General features: G+C 33.4%; 28 protein-coding genes, 1 tRNA gene and 1 pseudogene. 11 read left to right on the top strand and 19 right to left on the bottom strand.

Annotated elements, in window-relative coordinates:
• Window positions 1-965: 965 nt before the first annotated feature.
• From Q5I06_RS07915 to Q5I06_RS07905, 3 genes are all read right to left on the bottom strand, one after another.
• Entirely contained in the window at window positions 966-2,006 is a 1,041-nt protein-coding gene (locus Q5I06_RS07915; RefSeq protein ID WP_305517609.1) for a tyrosine-type recombinase/integrase, read from the bottom strand.
• Window positions 2,007-2,196: 190 nt separating this feature from the next.
• A tRNA-Arg gene (locus tag Q5I06_RS07910) sits at window positions 2,197-2,273 on the bottom strand.
• Window positions 2,274-2,327: 54 nt separating this feature from the next.
• Window positions 2,328-2,615, bottom strand: a complete 288-nt coding sequence (locus tag Q5I06_RS07905) for an HU family DNA-binding protein (protein ID WP_305517607.1) — start codon at window positions 2,613-2,615, stop codon at window positions 2,328-2,330.
• Between the two features lie 177 nt (window positions 2,616-2,792).
• On the opposite strand from Q5I06_RS07905, the gene gap reads away from it, so the two are divergent.
• The 5 genes from gap to Q5I06_RS07880 all read left to right on the top strand — a co-directional run bounded on the left by gap (window position 2,793) and on the right by Q5I06_RS07880 (window position 8,141).
• Window positions 2,793-3,785 (top strand): type I glyceraldehyde-3-phosphate dehydrogenase, encoded by a 993-nt coding sequence (gene gap, locus Q5I06_RS07900; RefSeq protein ID WP_305517606.1) that lies wholly within the window; start codon window positions 2,793-2,795, stop codon window positions 3,783-3,785.
• A 2-nt stretch (window positions 3,786-3,787) separates the two neighbouring features.
• On the top strand, window positions 3,788-5,077 hold the full coding sequence (locus Q5I06_RS07895) for a glucose-6-phosphate isomerase (RefSeq protein WP_305517605.1): 1,290 nt from the start codon (window positions 3,788-3,790) through the stop codon (window positions 5,075-5,077).
• Between the two features lie 45 nt (window positions 5,078-5,122).
• Window positions 5,123-6,334: a phosphoglycerate kinase gene (locus tag Q5I06_RS07890; protein ID WP_305517604.1), complete on the top strand. Its 1,212-nt coding sequence runs from the start codon at window positions 5,123-5,125 to the stop codon at window positions 6,332-6,334.
• 125 nt (window positions 6,335-6,459) lie between these two features.
• Window positions 6,460-7,422, top strand: a complete 963-nt coding sequence (gene corA, locus Q5I06_RS07885; RefSeq protein WP_305517603.1) for a magnesium/cobalt transporter CorA — start codon at window positions 6,460-6,462, stop codon at window positions 7,420-7,422.
• Window positions 7,422-8,141 carry a TerC family protein gene (locus Q5I06_RS07880; RefSeq protein WP_305517602.1) on the top strand — a complete coding sequence of 240 codons (720 nt, stop codon included), beginning with the start codon at window positions 7,422-7,424 and terminating at the stop codon, window positions 8,139-8,141. The genes corA and Q5I06_RS07880 overlap by 1 nt, the downstream gene beginning before the upstream one ends.
• A 50-nt stretch (window positions 8,142-8,191) precedes the next feature.
• Here Q5I06_RS07880 and Q5I06_RS07875 read toward each other — a convergent pair whose 3' ends face one another.
• The 7 genes from Q5I06_RS07875 to Q5I06_RS07845 form a co-directional block, all read right to left on the bottom strand.
• A complete protein-coding gene (locus Q5I06_RS07875) occupies window positions 8,192-8,914 on the bottom strand; it encodes an outer membrane protein (protein WP_305517601.1) in 723 nt (240 codons plus the stop codon).
• 227 nt (window positions 8,915-9,141) lie between these two features.
• The gene (locus tag Q5I06_RS07870; protein WP_305517600.1) at window positions 9,142-9,690 is read right to left on the bottom strand and encodes a YbhB/YbcL family Raf kinase inhibitor-like protein; all 549 of its coding nucleotides are present in this window, start codon (window positions 9,688-9,690) and stop codon (window positions 9,142-9,144) included.
• A gap of 142 nt (window positions 9,691-9,832) precedes the next feature.
• A complete protein-coding gene (locus tag Q5I06_RS07865) occupies window positions 9,833-10,495 on the bottom strand; it encodes a DNA/RNA non-specific endonuclease (RefSeq protein ID WP_305517599.1) in 663 nt (220 codons plus the stop codon).
• A 122-nt stretch (window positions 10,496-10,617) separates the two neighbouring features.
• Window positions 10,618-11,103 (bottom strand): phosphatidylglycerophosphatase A family protein, encoded by a 486-nt coding sequence (locus Q5I06_RS07860; protein ID WP_305517598.1) that lies wholly within the window; start codon window positions 11,101-11,103, stop codon window positions 10,618-10,620.
• 4 nt (window positions 11,104-11,107) lie between these two features.
• Window positions 11,108-12,292, bottom strand: coding sequence for a sulfate adenylyltransferase (locus tag Q5I06_RS07855; protein ID WP_305517597.1), 1,185 nt, complete (start codon window positions 12,290-12,292; stop codon window positions 11,108-11,110).
• The gene (locus tag Q5I06_RS07850) at window positions 12,270-13,157 is read right to left on the bottom strand and encodes a response regulator (protein WP_305517596.1); all 888 of its coding nucleotides are present in this window, start codon (window positions 13,155-13,157) and stop codon (window positions 12,270-12,272) included. The genes Q5I06_RS07855 and Q5I06_RS07850 overlap by 23 nt, the downstream gene beginning before the upstream one ends.
• Window positions 13,154-14,308, bottom strand: a complete 1,155-nt coding sequence (locus tag Q5I06_RS07845) for a bifunctional 2-C-methyl-D-erythritol 4-phosphate cytidylyltransferase/2-C-methyl-D-erythritol 2,4-cyclodiphosphate synthase (RefSeq protein ID WP_305517595.1) — start codon at window positions 14,306-14,308, stop codon at window positions 13,154-13,156. The genes Q5I06_RS07850 and Q5I06_RS07845 overlap by 4 nt, the downstream gene beginning before the upstream one ends.
• A gap of 156 nt (window positions 14,309-14,464) precedes the next feature.
• Between Q5I06_RS07845 and thiC the strand changes: the two genes are divergently transcribed.
• The 4 genes and pseudogenes from thiC (at window position 14,465) to Q5I06_RS07825 (ending at window position 18,213) form a co-directional block, all read left to right on the top strand.
• Entirely contained in the window at window positions 14,465-15,811 is a 1,347-nt protein-coding gene (gene thiC, locus Q5I06_RS07840; protein ID WP_305517594.1) for a phosphomethylpyrimidine synthase ThiC, read from the top strand.
• Between the two features lie 25 nt (window positions 15,812-15,836).
• Window positions 15,837-16,754 (top strand): annotated as a pseudogene (locus Q5I06_RS08750) (DNA cytosine methyltransferase).
• Window positions 16,723-16,947: a HaeIII family restriction endonuclease gene (locus tag Q5I06_RS07830; protein WP_305517593.1), complete on the top strand. Its 225-nt coding sequence runs from the start codon at window positions 16,723-16,725 to the stop codon at window positions 16,945-16,947. Before Q5I06_RS08750 ends, Q5I06_RS07830 begins: the two are co-directional and overlap by 32 nt.
• Window positions 16,948-17,106: 159 nt before the next feature.
• Window positions 17,107-18,213: an Mrp/NBP35 family ATP-binding protein gene (locus tag Q5I06_RS07825; RefSeq protein WP_305517592.1), complete on the top strand. Its 1,107-nt coding sequence runs from the start codon at window positions 17,107-17,109 to the stop codon at window positions 18,211-18,213.
• 1 nt (window position 18,214) lies between these two features.
• On the opposite strand, the gene Q5I06_RS07820 is transcribed toward Q5I06_RS07825, so the two are convergent.
• The 9 genes from Q5I06_RS07820 to Q5I06_RS07780 all read right to left on the bottom strand — a co-directional run bounded on the left by Q5I06_RS07820 (window position 18,215) and on the right by Q5I06_RS07780 (window position 24,724).
• Entirely contained in the window at window positions 18,215-19,279 is a 1,065-nt protein-coding gene (locus Q5I06_RS07820; protein WP_305517591.1) for an LptF/LptG family permease, read from the bottom strand.
• Window positions 19,280-19,855, bottom strand: coding sequence for an aminoacyl-tRNA hydrolase (gene pth / locus Q5I06_RS07815; RefSeq protein ID WP_305517590.1), 576 nt, complete (start codon window positions 19,853-19,855; stop codon window positions 19,280-19,282).
• An 8-nt stretch (window positions 19,856-19,863) separates the two neighbouring features.
• Window positions 19,864-20,400 (bottom strand): 50S ribosomal protein L25/general stress protein Ctc, encoded by a 537-nt coding sequence (locus Q5I06_RS07810; protein WP_305517589.1) that lies wholly within the window; start codon window positions 20,398-20,400, stop codon window positions 19,864-19,866.
• 83 nt (window positions 20,401-20,483) lie between these two features.
• Window positions 20,484-21,464, bottom strand: a complete 981-nt coding sequence (locus Q5I06_RS07805; RefSeq protein WP_305517588.1) for a transaldolase — start codon at window positions 21,462-21,464, stop codon at window positions 20,484-20,486.
• A complete protein-coding gene (locus Q5I06_RS07800) occupies window positions 21,461-22,807 on the bottom strand; it encodes a UDP-N-acetylmuramoyl-L-alanyl-D-glutamate--2,6-diaminopimelate ligase (protein WP_305517587.1) in 1,347 nt (448 codons plus the stop codon). Before Q5I06_RS07800 ends, Q5I06_RS07805 begins: the two co-directional genes overlap by 4 nt.
• Window positions 22,804-23,418 (bottom strand): histidine kinase, encoded by a 615-nt coding sequence (locus Q5I06_RS07795; protein ID WP_305517586.1) that lies wholly within the window; start codon window positions 23,416-23,418, stop codon window positions 22,804-22,806. Before Q5I06_RS07795 ends, Q5I06_RS07800 begins: the two co-directional genes overlap by 4 nt.
• Window positions 23,419-23,429: 11 nt before the next feature.
• The gene (locus tag Q5I06_RS07790) at window positions 23,430-23,705 is read right to left on the bottom strand and encodes a NifU family protein (RefSeq protein WP_305517585.1); all 276 of its coding nucleotides are present in this window, start codon (window positions 23,703-23,705) and stop codon (window positions 23,430-23,432) included.
• A 115-nt stretch (window positions 23,706-23,820) separates the two neighbouring features.
• Window positions 23,821-24,327, bottom strand: coding sequence for a YqhA family protein (locus tag Q5I06_RS07785; RefSeq protein WP_305517584.1), 507 nt, complete (start codon window positions 24,325-24,327; stop codon window positions 23,821-23,823).
• Window positions 24,328-24,367: 40 nt separating this feature from the next.
• A complete protein-coding gene (locus tag Q5I06_RS07780; RefSeq protein ID WP_305517583.1) occupies window positions 24,368-24,724 on the bottom strand; it encodes a c-type cytochrome in 357 nt (118 codons plus the stop codon).
• A gap of 61 nt (window positions 24,725-24,785) precedes the next feature.
• Between Q5I06_RS07780 and folD the strand changes: the two genes are divergently transcribed.
• Entirely contained in the window at window positions 24,786-25,637 is an 852-nt protein-coding gene (gene folD, locus Q5I06_RS07775; RefSeq protein WP_305517582.1) for a bifunctional methylenetetrahydrofolate dehydrogenase/methenyltetrahydrofolate cyclohydrolase FolD, read from the top strand.
• Window positions 25,638-25,653: 16 nt separating this feature from the next.
• Complete coding sequence (gene lepB, locus Q5I06_RS07770; protein ID WP_305517581.1) at window positions 25,654-26,574, top strand: signal peptidase I; 921 nt, start codon at window positions 25,654-25,656, stop codon at window positions 26,572-26,574.
• Window position 26,575 lies beyond the last annotated feature (1 nt).

Genomic DNA, 26,575 nt, shown 5'->3' with positions numbered 1-26,575 from the left:
GTATCGCTATACTCGCTACGCTTCGCATAAAGCGATCGGTGTGCGAAGCTAAAAAGGATAAGCAGTTATCCTTTTTTTAACGCTTCTCCTCCAAAATCCCATCATCACAATAATATCTGCTTGCCCTTATTTCTTGCACACATTTCTTTTTTGCCATCCTCACTTTTTAATCCACTTTATATTTTTTAATATGATTTACTATTTTTATCTTTGCACAACATTATTTTTACCCACATCAACCCTCTTATTTTCCTCACCTGAAGTGCCAAAATCCTTCATTTCATATGATTTTTTAGATACTATTTTTATAAATTTGTCAAGCCTTCTTTTGATTAAAAAAAGTATTTTAACCCGCCTAAATTTCACTATCAAGCCCTATTTTAATCCAATCTCTGCCAATAGCCCCACAAAACCCCTTCTAATACGCATCTTACAACCACCCATCAAATGTTATTAAAATGATATTTTTAAAACCTTTTTTAAAATATTTTTTTTATTTAAATTTTATATGAATATGAACTCACCTTTTTTCCCCCTTATCCCATCCTCCCCCCGCAGGTGGCTAACCGCAGGAATTTATGACGAGTGAGAAGGACCCAAACACAGGGGAGGGGTTGAATGCAGAGCTTGATTGATTCTCTTATGTAGCTTGTATGCACAACTAAGATTTTATTTTGGCAAAACATATTTTATATTTTTTGTGCATATTGATCGGATTTTTATTTGATCTTAGAGTTTAGAATGATATTTACTAGCATCTTGTATTAATGATTTATTTTGGAAGTTTTTTGAGGCTAGTTTTTCGGAAAAACCATAGATAGTTTGATAGTTATTATGCGGAAGTTAAGGGATTTTATGGCGGTTATTTTTCGGAAATTAAAGATTGAGAATAGAGTCAAAATAAAGAGATTTTTAGCCTTTTTAAATGAATAAATTTCTTAACAATTAAAGCTTTTAACTTTCAGTCAATTCCATATTTTATCTACCCATTCTTTGCCACTATCAGGCATTAAATGAGAGTATCGCATTGTCATGTGTATATCCTTATGATTGAGGAGTTTTTGAATGATCTGAATAGGTGTATTCCCGATAGCTAAATGAGATGCAAAGGTATGACGCAAACTATGAATAACGACTTTTTGTTTATTTTCAGGTGAGTTTTGATTGAATAAATGGTTTAAAATACCCTGCAGTTTTTCGGTGATAAGTCTCTTGCTTTTTTGAATAACTTTGTCATCATCTTTTAGATTATCCCATTTTTTTAATAATAATTCTTTGACCTCATCATTTAGATAGCCTTGATAAGTTGATGGATTTTTAAAATCTCTTAGTTTGATAGTCTTGTTTTTTAAATCAATATCTTTTTTTCTTATATCTAAAATACTCATCAGCCTAGCACCAGTACAGAGAGCTAGATTTACAAATAATAAGTGTTCATAGTGGCTATTTAGTGCTATTTTGAGTGCTAGAATCTCCTCTTTGCTCAAGAATCTCTCTCTATTATCATTGGTTTTGAGTTTTTGAATAGATAGTTTTTGAGCTTTAATCCCATATTCTGTGTTGGCAAATTCTAAAACAGCCTTTAATGTGCTTATTATTCGGTTGATACTGCTATTTGCCATCTTGTTTTTAAGGCTGATAATCATATCATTAATATCTTTTTGGTTGATTGAGTCAATATATCTATCATCTAAATATTCTAGGTGTTTTCTAACTCCACAAATAGTTAAAAATGATTTTTTTCTTAGGTGAATCTTTTTTATTTCTAGTAATCTATCGGCAACTTCTCTGAATTTGATAGACTTATCATCAATCTTTTCTGAATGCTCCATCTCTATTTTTTTGTTGTAAGCTTTTTTCTCGCTATAACCGCCAAATTTTGTCCCCACTTTTTTCTCATATCGTTTTCCATCTTTGGTAAAACGAATATAATAAGCCACATCCCCATCGCTTAAGTTTTTGTATCTTACACCTTCATATTTTCGGCTACTGAGGTTTTTAGCCATCCCCAATCTGTCCCCTTTTTGTGATTATTTTGGATAATTTTAAATGATTTTAGATGATGATAAATAAAAATCATTGCCTTAAAATCATCAGTGATTATACCTTACTAAGTCCATATTTATGGGATAAAATGATGATAAATATATTAAAATAATTTTAGATGGTATTTTAAGAAAATTGCAGAAAATCTAGTGGTGTCCTCGGCGGGATTCGAACCCACGACCTTATGATTAGGAATCATACGCTCTATCCTGCTGAGCTACGGGGACAGACATTAAAAAACCGCATCCAGACTCCATAAAAGTCCAAAATGCGGTATAAACTTATTTTTTTGCTTTAGCAACTTGATCTTTAAGACCTTTGCCTGGTTTGAATTTTGGTACCATTTTGTCAGCTGTTTTGTAGGTTTTACTACTACCAGGAACTTTTCCTGACTTACCTTTTTGAAGAACAGTTTCAAATTTTCCAAAACCTACAAGCTCAACGCTTTGTTTTTTCGAAAGTGCTTTTTCTACTGCTGCAACAAAAGCATTAACTGCAGTCTCTGCATCTTTTTTTGTTGAGTAGTCTCCTGCGTCTTTTACAAAATCGACAAATTCCGCTTTATTCATAATAAACCTCCGTTTAGGATATTTTGTTTTTATTCAAAACCCGCTTATTCTACATATATTTTGTTTTAAAATCAAGTATTTTAGGGCATTTTATAAAATTTTCCTCATTTTTTTCGAGTTTTTAAGGCATTTTCATATAGAATTACCCCAATATAACAATAATACTAAGGAGTAGGTATGTCCTTAAAAGTTGCAATCAATGGAACAGGTAGAATTGGATTATGCACAAGTAGAATTATTGGAACTAGAGATGATATTGAACTTGTTGCACTCAATACAACAACAGATATTGATACTTTACTTCATTTGATACGATACGATTCTGTGCATAGAAGCTATGATGCAGAAAAGATAGATGATAATACCCTTCGTATAGGGAATAATAAAAATGTAAAAATCTTCTCTGATCGAGATCCTGCAAAATTAGATTTTTCTAAATGCGGAGTTATAGGCGTAATTGAATGCACTGGCAAATTTAATGCTTTGGAAAAATCTTCTATCCACATAAGAGATAAAGTGCAAAAAGTTGTCATATCCGCACCTGCAGAAAATACACCTACTTTTGTCTATGGGGTTAATCACACTGCTTATAAGGGTGAAAGAGTAATCTCTAATGCTTCTTGCACGACAAATTGCCTAGCCCCTATAGCAAAGGTACTTCAAGATAATTTTGGTATAGAAAATGGATTGATGAGCACAATTCATAGCTATACTAATGACCAAAATATTTTAGATGTTAAACACAAGGATATTAGACGTGCGAGGGCAGCTGCACTTAATATGATACCAACTTCAACGGGCGCGGCAAAAGCTATTGGTTTAGTGATGCCTGAGTTAGATGGGAAGTTTAATGGTTTTGCCATTCGCGTACCCACTCCTGATGTCAGTTTGGTAGATTTGAATGTGAATTTGCTCAAAAGTGTTACAAAAGAAGATATTAATCAAGCCTTTTTAGGTGCTCAAAAATCTTCCATGAAGGGTATTATTCTTGTAGATGAGGACAAATGTGTCTCTAGCGATTTTATAGGTTCTTCTTATAGTGCTATTTTTGTCCCTGATAAAACGCTTGTAGTAGGTCAAAAAACTGCAAAAGTTTTGGCATGGTATGATAATGAGATGGGTTATAGTCATAGACTTGTAGATATGACTGTTTGGGCTTTGACTCACTAGATATGCTAACTTTTAACCAATATTTTGATAAAAATTCAGATCTAAGGCATCTTGCTAACCCTAATCAAAAGGCACTTGATAGTGTTTTTGATCTTATTTCCCTTGAGCGAAAAAATAAAAAAAGTGGCTATTATGAACTTCCTTTTGAACAAAAAGCCTTACAAGAATCCCATGCTTATGTAAAAGAAAAGCAGTTTTTTTTAGATAGTGTGAAAAATATTGTTATTATAGGCATTGGTGGGAGTTCTCTTGGATTAAAAGCAATTGATGGACTTCTTTCTCATCTTCCTGCGAGAAAAAAGATTCAATTGGCTTTTTTGGAACATACTGATCCTATAGAGATTCAAAAATCTCTATATAATATTCACATAAAAGATTCGCTTTTTATCATCATTTCAAAATCTGGCACAACTATTGAAACTTCATCGTTAATGAAGTATGTTATTCATCGTTATGGCTTGTTTGAAAGCTTTGAAAAAAAATCTCATCTTTTATTTATTACAGATGAAGATTCCCCCTTGTATCTTCTAGGAAAAAAAGAACAAGTATCTACAGTGGGTATTTCAAAAAATATTGGCGGAAGATTTTCTGTTCTTAGTGCAGTTGGAGTGCTTCCTTTGATGCTTCTGGGTTATGATGTAGAAAGACTTTTGGAAGGGGCAGCAGAATTTGAGAAGAATTTTTTTGAAAGAAAGGAGGAACATCTCTTAAAAAAAGCGATTTTTCTAGCAAAAAATCGAGATAGATTTCCTATTAATATTTTATTTTCTTACTCAAGTGTATTTAAGGATTTTAATTCTTGGTATGTCCAATTATGGGGAGAGTCGCTAGGAAAGTTTGATATTTATGGTAAAAAAGTTGGTCTCACCCCTATTAGTCTTATTGGAAGTATCGATCAGCATTCTTTTTTACAGCTTATTGCACAGGGATTGATGGATAAAACCATTACTTTTTTAAGTATTCATCAAGCCAAATATATTGAACCAAAGATACCAGATATTTCTTTTGAGTATTTAGGTTGTACTGATTTTGTCAATGGTGCTTCATTTGCAAAACTTCTCAATGTACAGCAAATTGCCACAATGGAAACCATACAAAATGAGGGTATTCCTACAGATCATATTGAGTTAGAAGAATTATGCGAAACAAATGTTGGGAAGCTTATTATATATTTTGAACTTCTGACTTCTTGTGTGGGTGGCATATTTAATATTAATTCTTATGATCAGCCCGGTGTAGAACTTGGAAAAATTCGCCTTAGAGAGATTTTTAAGATTTTATCAAAAGCTTGATTTTGATAAAATGCCTGAATAATTTACTTCCCAAAAGGAGCTTCAATGCTACAAGTAGCTAGTATTGCACTAATGCAACGAACAAAAAGCATTCGTGATATTGAACTAAAAGATAAAAAAATACTCATTCGTGTGGATTTTAATGTACCCATGGATAAAGATTTCAATATTTCTGATGATACCCGTATGCGTGAAGCATTGCCTACAATCAATTATTGTATTGATAATGATGCAAAATCCATTATTTTGGTAAGTCATCTAGGGCGACCTAAGGGCAAGGATTCCGCATTTTCTCTTAAGCATATTCTCAAACGTCTTGAGAGGCTTTTAGATAAAAATGTTTCTTTTGCTGACAGTATCGATTCTGCAATCACTCTTCAAAAGACTCTCCCAAAAGGAAGTGTGATACTTTTGGAAAATATTCGTTTTTATGAGGGCGAAGAAAAAAACTCTAGAGAACTCAGTGAAAAACTTGCTAGTTTGTGTGATGTGTATGTAAGTGATGCATTTGGAACTAGTCATCGTGCCCACGCTAGTACTTATGGAGTGGCAGAATACGCAAAAGAAAAAGTTGCAGGTTTGTTGCTCAAAAAAGAAATTGATTCTTTTGCAAAAGCTCTAGCAAATCCGCTTCAACCTGTTTTGCTTATTGTCGGAGGTGCTAAAGTAAGCTCAAAGCTAGAGCTATTGGTAAATATTCTTGATGTGGTGGATAAAATCATCATAGGAGGTGCAATGAGCAATACTTTCTTGAAGGCGATCGGTTATAATATGCAAAAATCCCTTACAGAAGATGCCCTTATTGAAGATGCGTTGAAAATTCTCCATCTTGCTAAGACGAAGAATGTGAAAATATATCTACCTGTAGATGTCGTGAGTACAGATGATGTTAAAGAGCATAAAAATATCAAAATCACTCCGGCTCAAGATGTGCCTGAAGGCTATATGGCTGTAGATATGGGACCAGCAACTACAAAGCTTTTTACAGAGGTGATACATTCTTCTCAGACGATTATTTGGAATGGTCCACTTGGAGTTTATGAAATATCGCAATTCTCAAGAGGAACATTTAATATTGCTCGTGCCATATCTGATACTTACGCATTTTCACTTATTGGAGGTGGGGATACCGCAGATGCTATTGACAAAGCGGGTGAGCGAGATAATATGAGCTTTATTTCTACAGGCGGTGGAGCTTCTTTGGAGCTTTTAGAGGGCAAAATACTCCCTGCATTTGAAGTGCTAGATAAAAAATAAGTCTAAACAAGGAGAGATATTGGAAAATCAGCGTAGTTAGGGCTATGGATTTTTCGAGTCTGTATTTATTGCAGATTCTACAAAATCCATAGCCTCGAAGTCTTTATTTGCACAAAGGTTGTTATATGATGAATGTGTTTATGAAAAAAAAATCTCTTGTGGCTAGAGAAAGTTTCCAGAGTGTTGAAGATATTTCCCTTGATGATGGGATTATTCTATGGATAGATTTACTCCATCCTAGCAGTTCAGAAGTCTCTTATATTGCCAAAACATATATGCTTGATATTCCAACAAAAGAAGAACGCGAAGAGATTGAGCAGAGTGCTAGATATTGGGAAGATAGTACAAGCATTACTATCAATACCTATTTTTTGATAAGAAGTTCAGAATTAGAGCTCCATAATCAGACTGTTACTTTTATCATTTATCAGGGGATTTTATTTACCATTCGTTACAACGAATTCAGGGTTTTTGATGAGATACAGCAACGTGTTCTAGCAAGTCCAAAAAATTTTGAAGATGGTTTTGATCTTATCAGTAAGATTTTTGAAGTTAGAGTGGAAAAAGATGCTGATATGTTAGAGAGTGCAGGGAGAGAAACGAGTTGGCTTAGAAAAAATGTTGTTTTCAATGAAAGCAGTCTTGATCATGATGGAATTCTTGCAAAATTATCAACCCTACAAGAATTGAATATGAGTCTGCGTGACTCACTTTTTGACAAACGTCGTGCTATTACAGCACTACTAAAGAGTGACAAAGTTGATATGGATGTCAAAAAGAATCTCACGATTGTTCTTAAAGATATTAATTCGCTTGTAGAGTTTACAACTGTAAATATGAATGTGCTTGATAATATCCAGAGTCTTTTTACTAGTCAGATCAATGTAGAACAAAATAAAATCATTAAGGTTTTTACTGTTGCGACAATGGCTATGATGCCTCCAACACTTATTGGAACTATATATGGAATGAACTTTGAACATATGCCCGAACTTCAATGGGAGTTTGGCTATCCTTTGGCAATTATTGTGATGATTATTTCTACTATCTTGCCTGTGATATATTTTAAGAAAAAAGGATGGTTGTAGTGTTTGAATGGCTATTAGATCCCAGTGCATGGATGGCATTAACTACGCTTACATTGCTTGAAATTGTACTTGGAATTGATAATATTATTTTTATTGCTATTTTGGTGGGTAAACTCCCTGAAGCACAACGCGATAAGGCAAGGATATTAGGACTTGGTTTAGCTATGCTCACTCGTATTGCACTCCTTGCTTCATTGTTTTGGATCATGAAACTTACACAACCACTTTTTGTTCTCTTTGGAAATGAAATATCAGGCAGAGATATAATTCTTATTGCTGGAGGGTTGTTTTTGATTTATAAAAGTACTCACGAGATACATCTTCAGCTTGATTTTAATACAGATGAAAAAAAAATCTCAAAAAAATCTCTCAAATTCTTTCCAGCTCTAATTCAAATAGCCATATTAGACATTATCTTTTCCCTTGATTCTGTTATTACAGCAGTTGGAATGGCAGATCATCTTGAAGTGATGATCATTGCAATAATTCTTGCAGTGCTTATTATGATGATAGCTTCTAAGGGTATTTCAAGTTTTGTAGATAATAATCCTACGATAAAAACTCTAGCACTTGCATTTCTTATTCTCATAGGCATAGCACTTATTGGAGATGGATTGGATTTTCATATTCCTAAGGGTTATATTTATTTTGCGATGGCATTCTCATTAATTGTAGAATGTATTAATATCTACTCAAGTAAAAAATCAAAAAAACAATAAGATAAGAAGGACTACTCTAGCCCTAAAATAGCTCAGAGTAGTTTGATGGATTAAAAAGTATAGAGATAACTCACATATACAGAGTAGTTGAGTTCAACATTTGTTTTAGTATCTACATTGGCTGACATTGGTCCTATCTTGAAAGGTTCATTGGTATCTTTGAAAATCTCATCTTGAAGTAATGGAATTTTCACTCCAACTTCTAGACCATGATGTTTCGCGAAGTTGGTTCTTAGTCCTACATCAATAGTAGTTTGGAAGTTTGCATAAGTAGCCTTTCCATTTGGAAGATATTTGTCTTGAAAGTCTTTTCCATTTGCTATCCAAGTATCCGCTCCAACTCCTACACCAGCAAAAATACCAAAGCTACCGTTTTCTTTATTGATAATATTCCATAAAGTATCTATGCCCACTCCATAGCTAAACATATCTGTGTGATATTTTTCATCTGGAAGAATACCTGATCCAAAATTACTATGACCATAGTCCAAAAAAGCGTAATAGCGCAAACCAAACCATTTAGATTGACCGAAAAATTGCTTATAACCGATTTTTAGTCCGGCTCCATTTGTGTAGGCTTTTTTATTAAAGTTAGGCAATAAGCCACCTGCCATTGAAGTAACATCCTTTCCACTCATAGACGCAGTCGTTGTTTCTTTGGCATTTGTTTGTCCAAACTGATAACTTACTCCTACAAATGCTCCGCTATCCTCTGCAAAAGCTGAACTAGCTAATGCGACAGAACAAAGAGTTCCTGCTAGAATTTTTTTCATACCTTCTCCTGAATCAATTTGATTATTTATAATAACTATTCCTAGTTAGGTAAAATAATTATTATATGATTGCATAATAACATAATTATTTCAAGAAAACAAGAGATATAAAAAATGAAATAGTTATTTTTATTTATTAATAAAAATAATAAAATATATTATTGGGTAAAGAGCTTACTCAATAATATAAGAGATTGGAGATGAATAAAAAGATAGGAGAGGAAGATCTATTTTTTACATTGTTTATATTTAAATTCACAGCGACCTAGTGCCACTATGTGTCCCCTCATTGCGTCATGCATGTCATTGATGAAAAAAGGTAATTTAATGTCTAATTTTTCAATATCAAGTGCATAGACATTAAAAAGATAGTAATGATCACCATTAGGAGGCATAGGACCAATATATTTGCTCGATTTTATATTGGATTGTGGCTTTTTACTTTCATCTATATTTGAGCGTAAAAAACCTTCTGTGAGACTATTGATTCCTTGTATAATGTCGGTATTTTTTCTACTAGCATTTTCTTCTAATATAGTTGAGTGGATATTTCCTACAATCCAATGCACGAAGATTTTTCCTATAACAGGACAGGAGTCATAATCAATGAGTTCCAAAGCATAACTTTTTGCATTTGGTACTTTTTCCCAGCTTATCTTTGGAGAAAAATCAGGATAACTGTCTTCATCTAGAAATTCCGCATTTGCATTTCCGCCATACTTATTATGTATAAATCCATCCTGATCGACCTCAACATTGACTTTGAAAAATTCCATATTTATGACCTTCTTGATTTAATTTCTACAGCATTGTACCTCCATAGAACAAATGAATATCAAATCTCTGTTCCATGCTGAATTGTGGCATACAAATCTAAAAAATTTTTATGTTAAAAAGAAAAATATATTCAAGAGTCAGCTATTGTTCTTTACAATCTATTTTATAATCGATTAAATTTTCATCAACGACCTTATGATTAGGCATTTGGTAGCATTCTTTTATATTTCCTGCTTGGATTATTTTTATGTAGCTTTCAGGAATAGCGATATTATCTTTGATATAATCTGGATTTTTGGGATAAATAACTATGTTTAATACCTCTGCTTCCCCTTCTTGTTTAGCTAGTTTTCGTTCTCTATCTTCGGCTTTTTTCCATACCCTTTGATTGATTTGAGGGTTTTGCGGAGTGATATTGCTCATTAAAAATGTTGAAGCTTGAGCCTGTGTTGTTGCATTCATAGATTGGTTAGATAGTGTATGACCCCTGTCATATCCGCTGTGAGTGTAGTCTTGGGTTTTGGTGCGGTATTGTTCTGGGACTTGAGAGTCTGATTTAAAAGAAGGTCTTTTTCCTGCACTTCCTAGTTCTAGTATTTTCCCCTCTAATTTATAAGCAATTGCATCAGTTCCCTTATGTTTAAAACTGTAGCAATTGACATAATAATATTTGTCCATCACTAGAGAACATTTTTGTTTTGTAAAATACTTTTCAAACGGAGGATAGATTTTATAGTGCTCATATACCGCTAAAAGTGGCGTAATACAAATAAAAATTATAGTCAAAAGGCTTTTGATTTTCATGTGAAATCCTTTTGAACATCTTAGCTAAAAAAAACATTCATAAATCAAAAATGATATTTTTGAATCTAGCTTTCTGACCTAATGTGAACTATACTTACATGTTTATCAGATGTATTTTTATATTAAAATAGAACATTTATTCCAAAGTTAGGATCTAATTGAAAATAAGCCATTAATTTTAAGATTAATAAAACACTAAGCCCTGCTAAAATACCAGCTAGTGCATCATCACCAACAACCCCAAGTCCACCTTTGACATTTCTATCTATTTTTCCAATGATTGATGGTTTGGTAATATCATAGAGTCGGAAGAATAAAAATGATCCTATGATGCCCGTGATAGAGATACCAGCCATTCCCATCGTAAGCCACATACCCACCAATTCATCAATAACGATACTTTTATCATCGTGAATGCCACCATTGTTTTCATAAATATCAATTTGTTTTATCGATATTAAGCCAATAAAAATACCTAGCAAAAATATGGTTTCATTAGAGTAATATAATATAGGGATACCTAGAATAAGTGCGAGTATGCTACCCATAGTTCCAGGTGCTATAGGGGATTTGCCACTATAAAATAAAGTTAAAAATAACATTCTCATTTTATTATACCAAGTGAGATTTTTGATAAAGTTGCATGAGTTTAATATAAAATTCCTCTTCGCTTTTATTTTTCAATATACCTTCTGATGGCACAATATCATAGTAGAGTTTTTCTAGGTTTGAAAAACGATTTGGATGGAGCGTGGAGAGGATGATAGCGGATATTTCTTCTCTTACTAATATAGAAGGTGGCAAAATACCTAATTTTAATAGCTCCAAAATAGATTCTGAGTTATAGTTGGTGTGGCGGTGGTTTCCATGAGGGCAGGTTGATTGACTTACTAGAGTTTTACATAGCTCACAATAAACATACTCACTGATGATTTTAACCTCAATATCCACTCCTTGGAGATTGTCAAAGATAGAATGTCTAGTTTTTTCTGTGTAGTAAATAGAGAGATTGGGGCTATTTTGACCTACAATAAGTTTGGTGCATCCATAGTTTTTTGCTACTATTGAGTGGAGTATCATTTTGTTTTGTCCTGCAAATAAATAAGTATCATCAAGAGGAATAATGCAGATTTTATCCTTGATAAGGTAGTTATTGGCTATGTATTCTAAAATCCTTTTTCTCAATGAATAGGGCATAAAATCATTTCTATAGGGTTTGAGTAAAAATACAACCATCAGATCACAATCTTGCAGCTCTTCTCTGAGCATTCTTTCATGAGCTCTATGGATTGGCTTAGCACTCATCATTACACCCGTTATTTTTTTTGCATTGTGAAGTTTTATTTTTTCCTGTAGAGCTTTTTTCGTTTCTTTGATTTCTTCAAAGATCACATTATATTCCCCACTGATTGCATAATCTCCAAGTCTTTCAAGCACAGATGAAGCTTCTTTTGTGGATAAATCTCCGCCCATAAGCTTTTCTAGTCTTTGGATTTTATCTATTTTAAAAACCTCTTGAGCTTTGATTTCTCCAACAATTTGATTGTCGCAAACAATATCTAATACCTCATTTTCTTGTGCTTTAGATAAGACTTGAAGATTTCTTTTACCATTAGGGCATAATAAAAAAGGGCAGGGGAAGGTTTGATCTTTATATATTCCCATTTTATTTACAGATTCCATTTCTTTTTGTCCCATCAGTGTGGTTGCAGGATGCAACAACCCTTCTTGCACGAGCGATAGTGCAGAAAGTGCCTCTTTGTCGATGTATATTTTATTTTTTTCTTGAGATGCCATATTTTTTTCTCTTTTCCCATAAGCTTTTTCGACTCATACCGAGTTTTTTTGCGAGTTCTATATCAGGATAGCGTCCTTCAAATTTTGTAATGATAGCCTTTTCGTATTCCTTTACAGAAAGTATTTCTGCCCCAATCTCATGATTATTTGGAATATTGGATATATCGACAATCTGAGGGAAAATTATTTTGTCAGTGGTGATGATAGAAGCGATTACAGGATATTTGGTGATCGAATCTAAAAAATCCTTCCGATCTTGTTTTTTGAGTTCTTCTAGGTTCGTTATGTATGCAAGGGTATTTTTTGAAGTGTTGTTTTTGAGGAAATTCTTGTATCTGTCTTCTTTGATACTAAAAAATTCAAATTGAATATTTTTTTCTTTGGCGTATTTCATTGCATAAATATCGGCACTTCTTTGGGAATTGCTTTTAATTACAAATGGTGGATGGTATTGAAATGGCGTAGGGGTATTAAGCTCTTTTTCTATGAAATTAAAATAAGATCTGTAAAAGTTGATTTTGTAGAGTGTTTCTTTGTATTCTCTATAATGTTCAATTTTTCTTATCAATTCATCAATCATAAAGGGTTTGAGGATATAGTCTTTTGCACCTGCTTTGATGGGTTTGCTAACAGTATCATCACTTACATATGAAATCATCATAATAATAATTGAATCAGAGTTGTTGCGTATAAATTTTTCATAATGATCCCCGCAAATGCTTGAAGAAATCAATATAACATCATAAGCATTTTTTAGATTTAAATCTATTACGGAAGTGATATGGCAATCATGACCGATATCAGCTAGTTTTGAGGCTATGCTTTGTGCCAGATAAGTTTCATTTTCTATAATCAATACATTCATATTTTTTCCTTCCAGTTTATAAGTCTTAAATTTACATTTGCGATCGCACACACACCTTCTTTTCTGCCAATAAAACCGAGATTTTCGGTTGTGGTTGCTTTGATATTGATTTTGGCTTTGTCGGTATATAAGATTTTTGCAATACACTCTTTGATTTGAGATTTATAGGGAGAAATCTTTGGAACTTGTGCCAAAATTGTAATATCAGCATTGACAAGCTCAAACCCCACGCTCAGTGCAAAATCGTAGATTTTTTTGAGCAAGACTTTTGAATCTGCATTTTTATGTACCATATCAGTGTCTGGAAACCATTCTCCGATGTCTCCACCACCTATGGCACCAAGTATCGCATCACACAGAGCATGAAGAGCCACATCTCCATCGCTATGAGCAGCAAATCCAAAATCAGATTCTATTTTTACTCCACCTAAGAACATAGGCTTATTTTTTTCAAAGCTATGGACATCAAATCCACTTCCGCTAAAAATATTGCTAGAAGGTGGTGGCAATTGTGTGAGTGAATGAATATCTTCTTGATAGGTTATTTTAGAGAGTTTTACACTTCCTTGAACATATTCGACTTTCCCCCCATTATTTGTGATTGCAGAGCTTTCATCGCTAAATTCTTGATTTTTAAGTGATGATTTTAGTTTGTTTAATCTGGAGATTTGTGGTGTTTGGATGAGTTTTAAAGATTCTCTATTTACATATTTTCCTTCATACATAGTTGTATCTGAAACATTTAGATAAGGAGCTATACAATCAAGTGAATCATCAAATTTTTCCAACAACCTTTTTAAAACATTTTTATCTATATTCCATCTCGCTGCATCTGTAATGAGCACAAATTCAGTTTGGATATAATCTAGTGCATTCTTGATTGATTCTTGTCTTGAATTTCCGCCCAAAACAATTTCAAAATCAGAAATTTTTTTCATATATTCAAAATCTTCCTTAGAAGCAGTGACGATAATTTTTTTAAACTCATAAAGCTTGGAAAAATCATTTGCTACTTTTTCCCACAAGGGAAGCGTACCCGTGCGTAGCCATTGTTTTTTGATACGATAAGGAGTCAGGGTTTCTGAACAAAAACGACTTGAATTTCCTGCTGCCATTACGATAAGAGATAAATCTATATTTTTAATTGGCACTTTTGTAACTCCCTATCAGATAAAAATTGTTACCAAATTATACAATTCTAAATCTGTATAAAAGCTTGAATTTTTATTTTTTTTCAAAAATTTATTGTAAGCTTTTTTTGATGTATAATTAAAAAATATTATTTATGTTATATGAAAGAGTAAAAAATGAGAAAGCAATGGATAAATGATCGTAAGAACGATAAAATCAAAACTCAGCTATATTATGCAAAAAGAGGGATTATTACTCCTGAAATGGAATATATAGCCAATAAGGAATGCTTAAATAGCGAGACTATCAGGAAAGAAGTAGCAAAAGGTAGGTTGATTATTCCAGCAAACATCAATCATATAAATTTAGAACCAATGGGCATAGGCGTGGCATTGCGCACCAAGATAAATTCGAATATTGGGAGTTCTTCTATCATCAATTCTATTGATGAGGAAGTTGAAAAACTTAAAGTTTCCATCAAATATGGAGCTGATACAGTAATGGATCTTTCCACAGGAGGCAACCTCGATAAGATACGAGAAGCGATTATAGAGGCTTCTTGTGTTCCTATAGGCACAGTGCCGATTTATCAAATATTGCACGATGTAAAAAATGATGTAATGAAGCTTGATATTGATGTGATGTTGAAAGTTTTGAAAAAACAAGCACAACAAGGTGTGAGTTATTTCACTATACATTGTGGATTTTTATTGGAGCATATGCCTTTTGTAAGTCGCAGAAAAATGGGAATTGTCAGTCGCGGTGGTAGTTTGATGGCAAGTTGGATGATGAACTATCACAAACAAAATCCTTTCTATGAGGCTTATGATGAAATTCTTAAAATTTGTCAAGAATATGATGTGAGTTTGAGTTTGGGAGATTCTTTAAGGCCTGGGTGTTTAGCAGATGCAAGTGATGAGGCTCAGTTTGCAGAACTAAAAGTTTTAGGAGAACTTGCTAAGAGGGCTTATGATGCAGACGTTCAAGTGATGATAGAAGGTCCAGGTCATGTTCCCCTTAATCAAATAGAACGTAATGTAAAGCTACAAAAAGAGTATTGTAATGAAGCACCTTTTTATGTATTGGGACCATTGGTTACAGACATAGCTGCAGGATACGATCATATTGCAAGTGCTATAGGGGCTTGTGTTGCTGCATGGAAGGGAGTAGCAATGTTGTGTTATGTAACGCCAAAGGAACATTTAGGACTTCCTAATGCAAAGGATGTTAGAGAGGGGATTTTAGCATATAAAATTGCCGCACATGCTGCAGATATAGCAAGAGGCAGGATTGGTGCAAGAGATAGAGATGATGCGATGAGCGATGCAAGATATGGTTTTGATTGGAATAAACAGTTTGAACTTGCTCTTGATTCTGATAGGGCTAGAGAATATCATGATGAGGGATTGCCTCAAGAGGTTTTTAAAGAAGCAGAATTCTGTTCAATGTGTGGACCCAAGTTTTGTAGCTACAAGATCAGCCAAGATATTTTTAGAGAATATAAAGAAGAGAGTGTGGAATAGTTAAAAATGAGGGTTAGGGTATAACGTGTTCAAAATCGTATCGCTATTTTCTGGAGCAGGTGGCTTAGATCTTGGGTTTGAAAAAGCTGGTTTTTTACTGTTTGGGCAAATGAGTTTGATAAGAAAATTTGGGATACTTTTGAATATAATTTTCCTAAATGTAGATTGGATAGACGAAATATTATAAATATTTCGTCTAAAGAAATTCCTGATTGCGATGGAATTATCGGGGGACCACCCTGTCAAAGTTGGAGTGAGGCGGGAGTTGGCAAAGGAATTAAAGATGAAAGAGGTCGACTATTTCTTGATTACATTAGAATTTTAAAAGACAAACAACCAAAATTTTTTCTAGCAGAAATGTATCTGGAATTTTACATCCTAAGCATAAAGTAGCATTTGAATATTTTCTTTCCCAGTTTGAAGAATCTTGCTATAACATTTCTTGGAAATTGCTTGATGCAAATGATTATGGTGTGCCAGAAATCGCTTAAGAGTTATTATTGTTGGATACCGCAAGGATATGTCGAAGAAATTTGAATTTCCTTCTCCAATTATGGGCAAACTAACCTTAAGAGATGCAATTTCGGATTTATGTGTTCCAAAACCAGCAAAAGAAAAAAATAAAACAAATGGGGAGGAACTAGAAGTCTCAAATCACGAATATATGAACGGAGGTTTTTCTAGTATCTATATGTCAAGAAATCGTGTTAGATCATGGGATGAACCGTCTTTTACTATTCAAGCAGGTGGTCGTCATGCTCCTACTCATCTTCAAGCTCTGAAAATGAGACTTATTTCTGAAAATAAACGAATTTTTGAACCAGGTTATGAAGAGAAGTATAGACGTTTATCAGCACATCTTGATTTTGGTAATATTTGGTTTGGCACATTAAATCAAGTGGCGAAAAAATATGTCTCCAAAGATTATTATTCCCGAGATTGAACTGCCAACGAGAATTATTGAAATAGCTTTTAAAAATAATTCAAAAACGACAGTTATTCTCACAATGGATAATGGATGGTCAATTTCATTTAGAATACATAATGCAAGTTCAAAAATCGAACCGAGTTTAAAATTCGATATTCAACTTCAAAGTAAGCCAGAAAATATTTTTTATATCAACAAACAATGGTGATTAAAAAATGAAACATTATTCATGAGATTATTTTCTAAATATCTTCGTATGGATTTATTCTATAGTTTTATCGGATTGGATATACAATTACAAAGCATTTATTTTTTGTTAAGATTTATTTATTATAAGGTTTATAAAATTTGATATTTAAGGAAGATAATGATCACGCAAGATAAGGTATTAGAAGTATTAAAGACGGTTATATATCCGAATTTTGAAAAAGATATTGTCAGTTTTGGTTTTGTCAAGAATATTACGTTGCACGAAGACAAACTCGGACTTTTGTTAGACATTCCTTCAAGCTCTGATGAAGTGGCTCAAACACTCAATAATGAGGTAAAATCTAAACTAGAAGCTTTGGGGATTAAAAATATTCATATTGATATTAAAACCCCTCCAAAAGCTACTCCTAAAACACCTAGTACTAAAAATTTAGCTCCCCAAATCAAACATTTTGTGATGGTGAGTTCTGGAAAGGGTGGTGTGGGCAAAAGTACTACTAGTGCCAACCTTGCTATTGCATTAGCACAACAAGGCAAAAAGGTAGGATTGCTTGATGCTGATGTTTATGGTCCAAATATCCCTAGAATGTTGGGTTTGAACACATCTAAACCTCAAGTTGATTCTAGTGGAAAAAAACTCATTCCATTAAAAGCCTTTGGTGTAGAGATGATGAGTATGGGAGTTTTATATGAAGAGGGGCAAAGCCTGATTTGGCGAGGTCCTATGTTAATGAGAGCGATTGAACAAATGCTCACTGATGTAATTTGGAGCGATCTAGATATTTTGGTTATTGATATGCCACCAGGTACAGGTGATGCACAGCTGAGCATGGCTCAAAGTGTTCCTGTGAGTGCAGGGATAACTGTGACAACCCCGCAACAAGTTAGCTTAGATGATAGTGCAAGAAGTTTGGATATGTTTGTGAAGTTGCATATCCCTATTGCTGGAATTGTTGAGAATATGAGTGGGTTTATTTGCCCAGACTGTGGCAAAGAGTATGATATTTTTGGCAAAGGGACTTCTCAAGTTTTAGCAGATTCATATAGCACTAACATTATCGCACAGATTCCTTTAGAACCTAAAGTTCGTGAGAGTGGAGATAGCGGCAAACCCATCGTATTTTTTGAACCTAACTCACTTAGTAGTAAAGCTTATGTGAAAGCTTCTATTTCTATCATTGAGTTTTTAAATAAGGTAGAGCGTGAGTCTTTGGCGGATAATAAAAATATACAACCCACAAAAGACAATTCTCATCTGCACTAAATTATGTGCGGTTATTGATTTTCTTAAAATACCATAATCCAATAATAGCAAGAATAATAAGTGGGGCTAATATCCCCACTTCTGGTAAAAATAATCCACTAATACTTAGCTTTCCTAGTGCAAAAAATAACCCCCAAATTACTAGAGAAATCACGATAAATCCAAAACTAAGCAATGCGAGATTTCCATACCTTGCCAAACTCGGGGTATAATAAGCAATAATCATTGCAGTAAAAGGAACAAAAAGCGGAATCAAGATAAAGCTATAAAGCATCGATCTAACTTTTTCACTCCCTGCATTTTGATTTTTAAGAATAATCACTGATTGAATTGCATCTACAATTGATACAGAGGGTTTGTTTTGGTAAATGGTATCTAATATTTTAGGGCGAAAACCTTTTAGAATTTTGAGCTCATCAAGATGCTTGGTTTCAAGTCCCTTTCCTCCTAGCTTAAAAATATCTGGCAAGGTTGAAATATTAACATCCTGTAAAACCCAATACCCATTTTCAAAATAGGCAGTATTAGCCTGTGTAAAAGAACTTAGAAAGTAATTTTTTAGTTGAAAAATCTTTATATCTTGAGCTTTTTGCAATAAGGGGAAAATTTTACCAAAATATACATAATCTTCTCCGTATTTTACCAGTAAGTCCTCGCTAGTATTTGAGAAATTACCTTGATAGATAATAGATTCTGCTTTTTCTTGAGCATATACAAAAGGTGTGGCATTTAAACCAATATAAACTAAACTAAAAAATAAACTAATAATAATGATAGGCTTTAAAACTGCTTTTTTGGAAAATCCAATAGCTAACAACGCAGTGTATTGATTCGCTTTTATCATAGTGATATAAAAAATTACCATCCCCAAAAGCAAGGAAATTGGCAAAGTATAGTTGACGGCATAAAGTGCATCATAGACAAAAAATAGTATCGCAAGGTTTGCGGAATCTGGAAATTTATCTACATATTTGAGACTATCAATACTGATAAAAAACATTTCTAATGCACAAAAAACAATCAAAAAATATTTTAGATAGTAGTATCCCACAAATCTAAAAAGCATTTAGATGACCTCGTTTTTGATGTTTTGTGTAAACTTGTTTTGGAGTAGTAAAAAATCTTTTTTGTCAATAAAGAATTTTATAGATTCCACACAGTGCTCTAGGAGCGAAGGTATTTTATCAGATTCTTGAGGAGTAAATTTTTGGAGCACATAATCAATCACAGGTATTTTTTCACTTCTACTGATGCCAAAACGCAAGCGATAGTAGTTATTACCAAATGAGCTATCAATAGATTTAAGTCCATTGTGTCCGCCACTTGAGCCACCTTGTTTAAATCGAATACATCCTAGTTGCAGATCTAGATCATCATGGATAACCAAAAGGGTGCTTATCTTATAAAAATTCATCACAGGGGCTATAGAGTTGCCTGATAAATTCATAAATGTTTGAGGTTTAATAAGAATAATCTCTTTTGAGGGAAGCTTTGCAATGAATGCTTGAAATTTGGGGAAGGGTTCAAACCCTACACCCAATGAATGAGCTAGAGAATCTAAAATATCAAAACCGATATTATGTCTAGTATGTTCGTATTTACTACCCGGATTTCCTAAACCCGCTATGAGAATAGGTGACATCTTTTAGGTTACTTGGCTTTTATGACGCCCACAACAGCAACAGATGGATTTTCTATGATTTTCACATCGGCTTTTTCTGTCAAATCTCTCACAAGAACAGAATCTCCGACATCAAGTTTTGAAACATCAATATCATAACTTGCTGGAAGTTTTTCAGGAGCAGCTTCGACGGTGATTCGTTTTTTTGAAAATAATAGAACACCTTTATTTTTAAGTCCTACTGGCGTTCCACTGATTTTTACAGGAACTTTATATCTTGAAACGATACCTTTTTGTGCCAAAAGCAAATCAACATGCATAAGATTGCTAGTAACAGGATCTTTTTGATATTCTTGTACGACTACTTCAAATGTTTCAGAGCCTATTTTTACTGGGAATATCAAGGCTGTTTTTGTTTTGAGTGCCTTGATAAATTCATTTGCCTTAAAAGCACAATGAATATTTTTGGTTCCCTTGCCGTAAATATTGGCAATTAGATAACCATCATTCCTTAAGGCTTTTGTGCTTGCCTTTGAAATACTCTCTCTAATTTTTCCTTCTAACATTTTATTTCCTTTTTTTGTTGATAATAAGAACACGGATTGTATCGAAAAAAGCCTTAATTTTTCAAATATTAGATTTTGGTAATTCAGATACTACGTAATAAATCTTCAAAAGATTTTTCAAAAGCCTCTAAACCTTCTTTTAATAAAGTTTTATACAGATTTTGAATATCCACTCCTGCATTGATTATCGCCTGAATTCCTTTTTTTACAGACTCTTTATCAAGAGGAATTTGAGTTATGGATTCTTTGTTGTCTAAATAGGCTTTAATTGAGTCTAATGGAGCTGTATTGACACAATGAGGCAAATACAACATATCAATATAGTAATTTTTTGGTAATTTATCTCCTTTTACCCCAGTAGAGGCAAACAATGTTCTAATGAGCGGATCGTCATATTCTTCAATAAGATTATAGCATTCTATCGCGTTGTAGATACCGAGCTTTGTCTGCAGTTCAGGAGTATTTTTCAAATGTTCTTCAACAGCCCTATCAAAACGTGAAACAAACACGCTTATGACAGATCGACTTTGATTTGAGGGAGTATTTTTTCGAGCATTTTTAAAAGCATCGGCACAATTTTTAGCCTGTATAGGTGAAAATATCAAGGTAGCATTTACAGGGATATTATTCTTGTGAAGTTCATACATTACTTCATATCCAGCCTCTGTGGCAGGGACTTTTATCATTACATTTGGAGCTTGAATAGATTTAAATAGTCTTTTACCCTCATCTATGCTTTCTCCCGCATTTTCTCCCAAAAGTGGATCAATTTCGATACTGATATAACCATTGTCTTTATTTTCTTGCCACAGCGGAAAAAGAATAGATGCTGCCATTTTCACATCTTCTATGGCTAGGGCTTCGTATATTGATTTTGGATTATTCCCCTTCATAGAAGATATTTGAGCTTTATATGCAGGAGAGTTTAAGATTGAATTTGCAAAAATGCTTGGATTGCTTGTAGCTCCCAATATTTTTGGAATGAGGGATTTGAAGTCTTTTTTTAAAAAATCTCTTTCTATAAAATCACACCATAGACTGAAATTTTTAACATCGTTCGTCATTTGATTCCTTTTCTTGGATTTAAGTATTCTCTGATGATTTCTCTATCATCAAAATGGATTTTTTGATTGCCTATAATCTGATAAGTCTCATCACCTTTTCCCAAAACAAGCAAAACATCATTATCTTCTAAGTCATCTATAGCTTTTTGGATAGCTTTTTTTCTATCAATTGTTGTAATGATTGGATGCGCCAGATTTTCAGGAATGCCTTTTAAAATATCCTCAATAATGCTTTGGGGATCTTCAGATCTTGGGTTGTCTGATGTGATGTAGATTTTTTGAGCGTAGCTAGATGCACATTCTCCCATTTTAGATCTTTTACTCTTATCTCTATCTCCTCCAGCACCAAAAACAACAGAAATATTTTTTGATTTAAAGCTTTCAAAAATTTGTTTCATTCCATCGTGAGTATGAGCAAAATCAACTATAATCAGAGGTGATTGCGAAACAACTTCCATTCTGCCACTTACTCCAGCAAAATTCTCCAATTTTGTAGCGATTTCTTCTAGTGGTCTTTGGGTGATAATCTTAACACAAGTTATCGCTCCTAAGATATTGTAGAGATTATGAACTCCATATAAGGAAGAATCTACAAAAGTCTCTTCAAAATGATTTTCTCTTAGACTTTCTCTCCAGATAATATGTGCATGGATACCTTTTTTGGGAGAGTAAGCACTCACACAGAGATTTGCCTTTGAATTTATCGCATAGCTATAGGAGTTGATGGGATTATAGAGTGCTTTGTTCTCATCTCTATTGATGATTTTGATTCCTTCATCTGCAAAAAAACTATTTTTTATGCGAATATATTCTTCAAGTGTCTTGTGATAATCTAGATGATCGCTAGTGATATTTGTGAGGATTTTGGCTAGAAAATCTAATCCTTCGATACGTTCTTGTTCAATCGCATGTGAGCTTACTTCCATTACAAAATATTCACATTCTAGCTGGGCTGCGTGTTCAATATCTTCATAAAGCTCTAAAATACTAGGCGTAGTAAGACCCTTTGGTTTGATTTCTTTGTCATTTATAAAAAATCCTCTCGTCCCAAGCAATGCGACTAAATAACCCATATCTAATAAGATAGAGTAAATGATTGCAGCAGTTGTTGTTTTGCCATTTGTACCTGTAATACCTATGATTTTTGGGGTCATCTTAAAGTATTTTTTGAGATCTCTTGCTTGTAAAATATCCAATTTGTGTTTTTTGACTTCATTTACAAATGAGCTGTTTTGCTTGGTATGGACAAACAAACTATCAGAATTGTTTATCACATCCCTAGAATCATCACTCAAAAAATTATATATTTTTCCATTATACTCAATGCGTTTTTGTATCTTCACTTTGTTTTATTTACCGCCTTTTGGAGAATTTTACGGATTTTTGTATCATATATGGCCACACCTGGCATATTTTCGATATAGCTGATGGACATCTCATAAAAATTATTTTCTACCAAAAGATCCAAAAAATCATAAAAATCATTTTTGTTTGTGAAAACGATTTTTGTGCTAAATATCAGATTCTCAAACACCTCTTTGAAATTTTTGTTTTGACATATTTTTTTAAAATCTGGATACAAAATACCATCAATATTCTCAGCTTCTGCATTATCTTCGTTTGAAATCACAGTGCTCATTTTATCCAAATTAGCATCAAAAGAGTTGATAAGCTCTAAAATTTGATGCTGTATTTTTGCTCTTGCAACGCGAGGTTGAGTGTTTGTCATTGTTTCATAAAGCTCATAAAATCCATAAGCTTCCCTTGGAAAATCCATTGCCATATCAGAGAGCAGGAGACCAATTCTTGCACTCAAATCATCTTTATCTAAAAACAAAGCATCTGAAAAAAATCTAAGAGCTATTTTATATTCTTGATTTACAAAAGCCTTGAATCCCTTCTTGATAAGAGTTCTTTTTTTTGGATCATTGTTGATTTGAAAGTTGGTTTGCATAAAAACCTCCTTTAAAATATTGGGTAGTTTTTTTCTTCTCCATAACGGATATTGATGATTTCAATATCTGGATGAATATCTTCTTTGAGTTGCCTTTCAATACCATTTTTCAAAGTTTGAGTACTACTTGGGCAAGTTTTACATGCACCCTCGAGTCTTACATAAACTTTGGCATCTTTGATTGCTAAAATACTAATATCTCCCCCATCATTGGTAAGCAGTGGGCGAATTTTTTCAATAGATTTTTCCACAGGTTTTTGAAGTTCTTTGTCGCTAAAAGGAAACATAACATCCTCCTCAAAATATATTCGAGTGTTATAACATAAAATCTTCACATTTTCTTTGAAAGAGAAATCTTATATCAAATATTATAACCAAATCCTAATTCCTGAAAAAATCCCATTAGTGCTTGTGTAAAAAATACAATCCAATGCAAATAGCAAGTATGGAACAAGCAAAAAATATCATATCTTGTGCATTTGTTATGCCCATGCTTAAAACTTTTGAAAAAAAGGCCACAATCAAAGCCATCACAATAACTTTGGCTAGTTTATCTTTGAGTTGATCAAGAGTGTGTATTTCTAGGACTTTTGAACTTGTATCATCTTTGATGGTGATTTTTCGGATAAAGAGTTCGTATAAGCCAAATGAAAAAATCAAAAGCACAACTGCAATCAGGTACAAATCAATAGCTGTTACAATTGTGTGCAATAGGACATTATGAATATCTGCTGATTCCCCTAAAAATCCCATATAGTATTTGTAAGTATTTCCTATAGCTTTAAATATATCAATGCTAGCGACGATAAAAAGTAAAATCGCTCCAATCATTGATAGAATAACTGCTAAAAGCACAAAAAGTCTAGAGTTCCAAAGCGTTTTTTCAAATAATTTTTGTAAAAAATCCATAAATCTCTCCCTGTTTAAAAAATACAATTTTACCAAATATTTATTTTCTAGAGCTGATATAGAGATAAATAGCCTTGATTTCTTCTTCTGTGAGGTTGTATTTTGGCATAATCCCTTTATCCTTCCCGAGTGCTTTTTTGAATGTTTCGAAATCCATATCATTTATTTTTGGAGTTTTGATGATTTTATTCTTATTTTTTGTCTTATAGGTTGCTATAACTTCGCTTTCCCCATTCTTGCCATGACATTTAATGCAACCTATATTGCGTGGATTTTCATAGAGTTTTTTTCCATATTCTTGAGTTGTGATAAAGCTCGTATCTTTGGTTTCTTGCGCAAGAATACAAACAGGGAAAATAAAAAAGCAAAAAAATATTTTTTTGCCACCTTTAATCATAGAGTTCCTTTAAGAGTTTTTTATTATAATAGCATACACACTACAATCTAAAGGCAATTAAATGATCCTTCTTGATGGCAAAGCTTTGGCAAGTACTATTGAAAAAGACATTACAAATGAAGGCTCTAAGCTTAGAAATCAAGGTATTGTTCCCACGCTTGCGGTGGTGTTAGTAGGAGAGGATGCAGCAAGTTGTGCATATGTGAATATGAAAGTCAAAGCTTGTGAACGTGTAGGTATTAAAAGTATTGCTAAAAAAATGCCCGAGAATGTTTCTGAAGAGGAGTTATTGAAAATCATTGAAGAGCTTGATAAAAATGAAGAAATTGACGGTATCTTAGTGCAGCTTCCTTTGCCAAAGCATATAAATACAAAACTTGTTTTAGAGGCCATTAGTTATCAAAAGGATGTAGATGGATTCCATCCTTTTAATATTGGTAGGATTTTAGCCGGTATAGAAGCATTTGCTCCAGCAACTCCGCTAGGTGTGATGAATCTACTTAAAAATTACAACATATCTGTTCGTGGCAAAAATGTTGCTATAATTGGAGCTAGCAATATTGTCGGTAAGCCATTGGCTTCTTTGATGTTAAATGCTGGAGCAACAATTAGCGTTTGTCATATCCTTACTCAAGATTTAGCATTTTTTACCAGAAGTGCTGATATTGTTTGTGTGGGTGTAGGAAAACCTGATCTAATTCAAGCGGATATGATAAAAGAAGGTGCTGTTGTCATAGATATTGGTATTAATCGCTTAGAAAATGGAAAATTAGTCGGAGATGTCGCGTTTGAAAGCGTGAGTAAGAAAGCTAGTTTTATCACACCAGTTCCAGGTGGCGTGGGGCCAATGACGATTGTTTCTTTGCTTCAAAATACGCTTTTAGCAGCCAAAAATAGAAAGATTAAAAACTAAATCCATAGGGGATAAAATGAAATTTTTTAGATTTATATATAATTTTTGTGCGAGTTGGACGGGCACAATTATCATCGTATTGTTTATTGTATTTTTTGTTGCACAGGCATTTATCATTCCTTCACGATCGATGGTTAGTACTTTATATGAGGGTGATATGCTTTTTGTAAAAAAGTTTTCCTATGGAATTCCTATTCCAAAAATTCCTTGGTTGGAGGTTGCTGTATTACCTGATTTTAGGGGGAATGGACATCTTATTGAAGGAAGTAGGCCACAAAGGGGTGATGTAGTTATCTTTATTCCTCCATCTGAGCCAAAGACTTACTATGTTAAAAGAGATTTTGCAGTGGGTGGAGATGAGGTTATTTTTACCCAAAAAGGTCTATATCTTCATCCTCACGAGGGAGATGAATATGTAGATTCGCATTATAAAGATTCAGAAGTGGCTATTATGATGGGAAAAAAATTTGTATTTGAACCTTATTCAAAAGAACATCCAGGTATCCACTACAAATACAATAATTCATCTTATGGACAAATGGTGCTTATCGCCCAAGAAATATTAAATTCACCTTTTCCTGAGGCTTTGGGAACAAATAATAATCCAAATGCAAAAGGTATTGCTATGATGCCTATGAATATTGATGGTGAATGGGTGTTTTATAAAAAAATCGCTCCAGATGAATTTTTTATGGTTGGAGATAATCGTGACAATAGCAATGATTCTAGATTTTGGGGCAGTGTGCCTTATAAAAATATTGTAGGTAAGCCATGGTTTATTTATTTTAGCATCAATCTTAAAAATAGCGAAGAAGTAGATGCACAGAATAATCCAAAAGAGGTTTTTTCTATCAGATGGAAACGTGTTTTTAGAACTGTCGAAAGTCTAGAAAAAAGCATCAAAGAACACAATCAAGAACAGGTTATAGAAAAATAAA

The organism is Helicobacter cappadocius, from assembly GCF_030688855.1.
Taxonomy (GTDB): Bacteria; Campylobacterota; Campylobacteria; order Campylobacterales; family Helicobacteraceae; genus Helicobacter_J; species Helicobacter_J cappadocius.
This window is presented reverse-complemented; position numbering and strand designations above follow the sequence as displayed.

Excerpts from the sequence above, each read along its gene's own strand:
- Q5I06_RS07915 (WP_305517609.1), bottom strand. The coding sequence starts at position 2,006 with ATGGCTAAAAACCTCAGTAGCCGAAAATATGAAGGTGTAAGATACAAA.
- Q5I06_RS07905 (WP_305517607.1), bottom strand. The coding sequence starts at position 2,615 with ATGAATAAAGCGGAATTTGTCGATTTTGTAAAAGACGCAGGAGACTAC.
- gap (WP_305517606.1), top strand. The coding sequence starts at position 2,793 with ATGTCCTTAAAAGTTGCAATCAATGGAACAGGTAGAATTGGATTATGC.
- Q5I06_RS07895 (WP_305517605.1), top strand. The coding sequence starts at position 3,788 with ATGCTAACTTTTAACCAATATTTTGATAAAAATTCAGATCTAAGGCAT.
- Q5I06_RS07890 (WP_305517604.1), top strand. The coding sequence starts at position 5,123 with ATGCTACAAGTAGCTAGTATTGCACTAATGCAACGAACAAAAAGCATT.
- corA (WP_305517603.1), top strand. The coding sequence starts at position 6,460 with ATGATGAATGTGTTTATGAAAAAAAAATCTCTTGTGGCTAGAGAAAGT.
- Q5I06_RS07875 (WP_305517601.1), bottom strand. The coding sequence starts at position 8,914 with ATGAAAAAAATTCTAGCAGGAACTCTTTGTTCTGTCGCATTAGCTAGT.
- Q5I06_RS07870 (WP_305517600.1), bottom strand. The coding sequence starts at position 9,690 with ATGGAATTTTTCAAAGTCAATGTTGAGGTCGATCAGGATGGATTTATA.
- Q5I06_RS07865 (WP_305517599.1), bottom strand. The coding sequence starts at position 10,495 with ATGAAAATCAAAAGCCTTTTGACTATAATTTTTATTTGTATTACGCCA.
- Q5I06_RS07860 (WP_305517598.1), bottom strand. The coding sequence starts at position 11,103 with ATGAGAATGTTATTTTTAACTTTATTTTATAGTGGCAAATCCCCTATA.
- Q5I06_RS07855 (WP_305517597.1), bottom strand. The coding sequence starts at position 12,292 with ATGGCATCTCAAGAAAAAAATAAAATATACATCGACAAAGAGGCACTT.
- Q5I06_RS07850 (WP_305517596.1), bottom strand. The coding sequence starts at position 13,157 with ATGAATGTATTGATTATAGAAAATGAAACTTATCTGGCACAAAGCATA.
- thiC (WP_305517594.1), top strand. The coding sequence starts at position 14,465 with ATGAGAAAGCAATGGATAAATGATCGTAAGAACGATAAAATCAAAACT.
- Q5I06_RS07830 (WP_305517593.1), top strand. The coding sequence starts at position 16,723 with ATGTCTCCAAAGATTATTATTCCCGAGATTGAACTGCCAACGAGAATT.
- Q5I06_RS07825 (WP_305517592.1), top strand. The coding sequence starts at position 17,107 with ATGATCACGCAAGATAAGGTATTAGAAGTATTAAAGACGGTTATATAT.
- Q5I06_RS07820 (WP_305517591.1), bottom strand. The coding sequence starts at position 19,279 with ATGCTTTTTAGATTTGTGGGATACTACTATCTAAAATATTTTTTGATT.
- pth (WP_305517590.1), bottom strand. The coding sequence starts at position 19,855 with ATGTCACCTATTCTCATAGCGGGTTTAGGAAATCCGGGTAGTAAATAC.
- Q5I06_RS07810 (WP_305517589.1), bottom strand. The coding sequence starts at position 20,400 with ATGTTAGAAGGAAAAATTAGAGAGAGTATTTCAAAGGCAAGCACAAAA.
- Q5I06_RS07805 (WP_305517588.1), bottom strand. The coding sequence starts at position 21,464 with ATGACGAACGATGTTAAAAATTTCAGTCTATGGTGTGATTTTATAGAA.
- Q5I06_RS07795 (WP_305517586.1), bottom strand. The coding sequence starts at position 23,418 with ATGCAAACCAACTTTCAAATCAACAATGATCCAAAAAAAAGAACTCTT.
- Q5I06_RS07790 (WP_305517585.1), bottom strand. The coding sequence starts at position 23,705 with ATGTTTCCTTTTAGCGACAAAGAACTTCAAAAACCTGTGGAAAAATCT.
- Q5I06_RS07785 (WP_305517584.1), bottom strand. The coding sequence starts at position 24,327 with ATGGATTTTTTACAAAAATTATTTGAAAAAACGCTTTGGAACTCTAGA.
- Q5I06_RS07780 (WP_305517583.1), bottom strand. The coding sequence starts at position 24,724 with ATGATTAAAGGTGGCAAAAAAATATTTTTTTGCTTTTTTATTTTCCCT.
- folD (WP_305517582.1), top strand. The coding sequence starts at position 24,786 with ATGATCCTTCTTGATGGCAAAGCTTTGGCAAGTACTATTGAAAAAGAC.
- lepB (WP_305517581.1), top strand. The coding sequence starts at position 25,654 with ATGAAATTTTTTAGATTTATATATAATTTTTGTGCGAGTTGGACGGGC.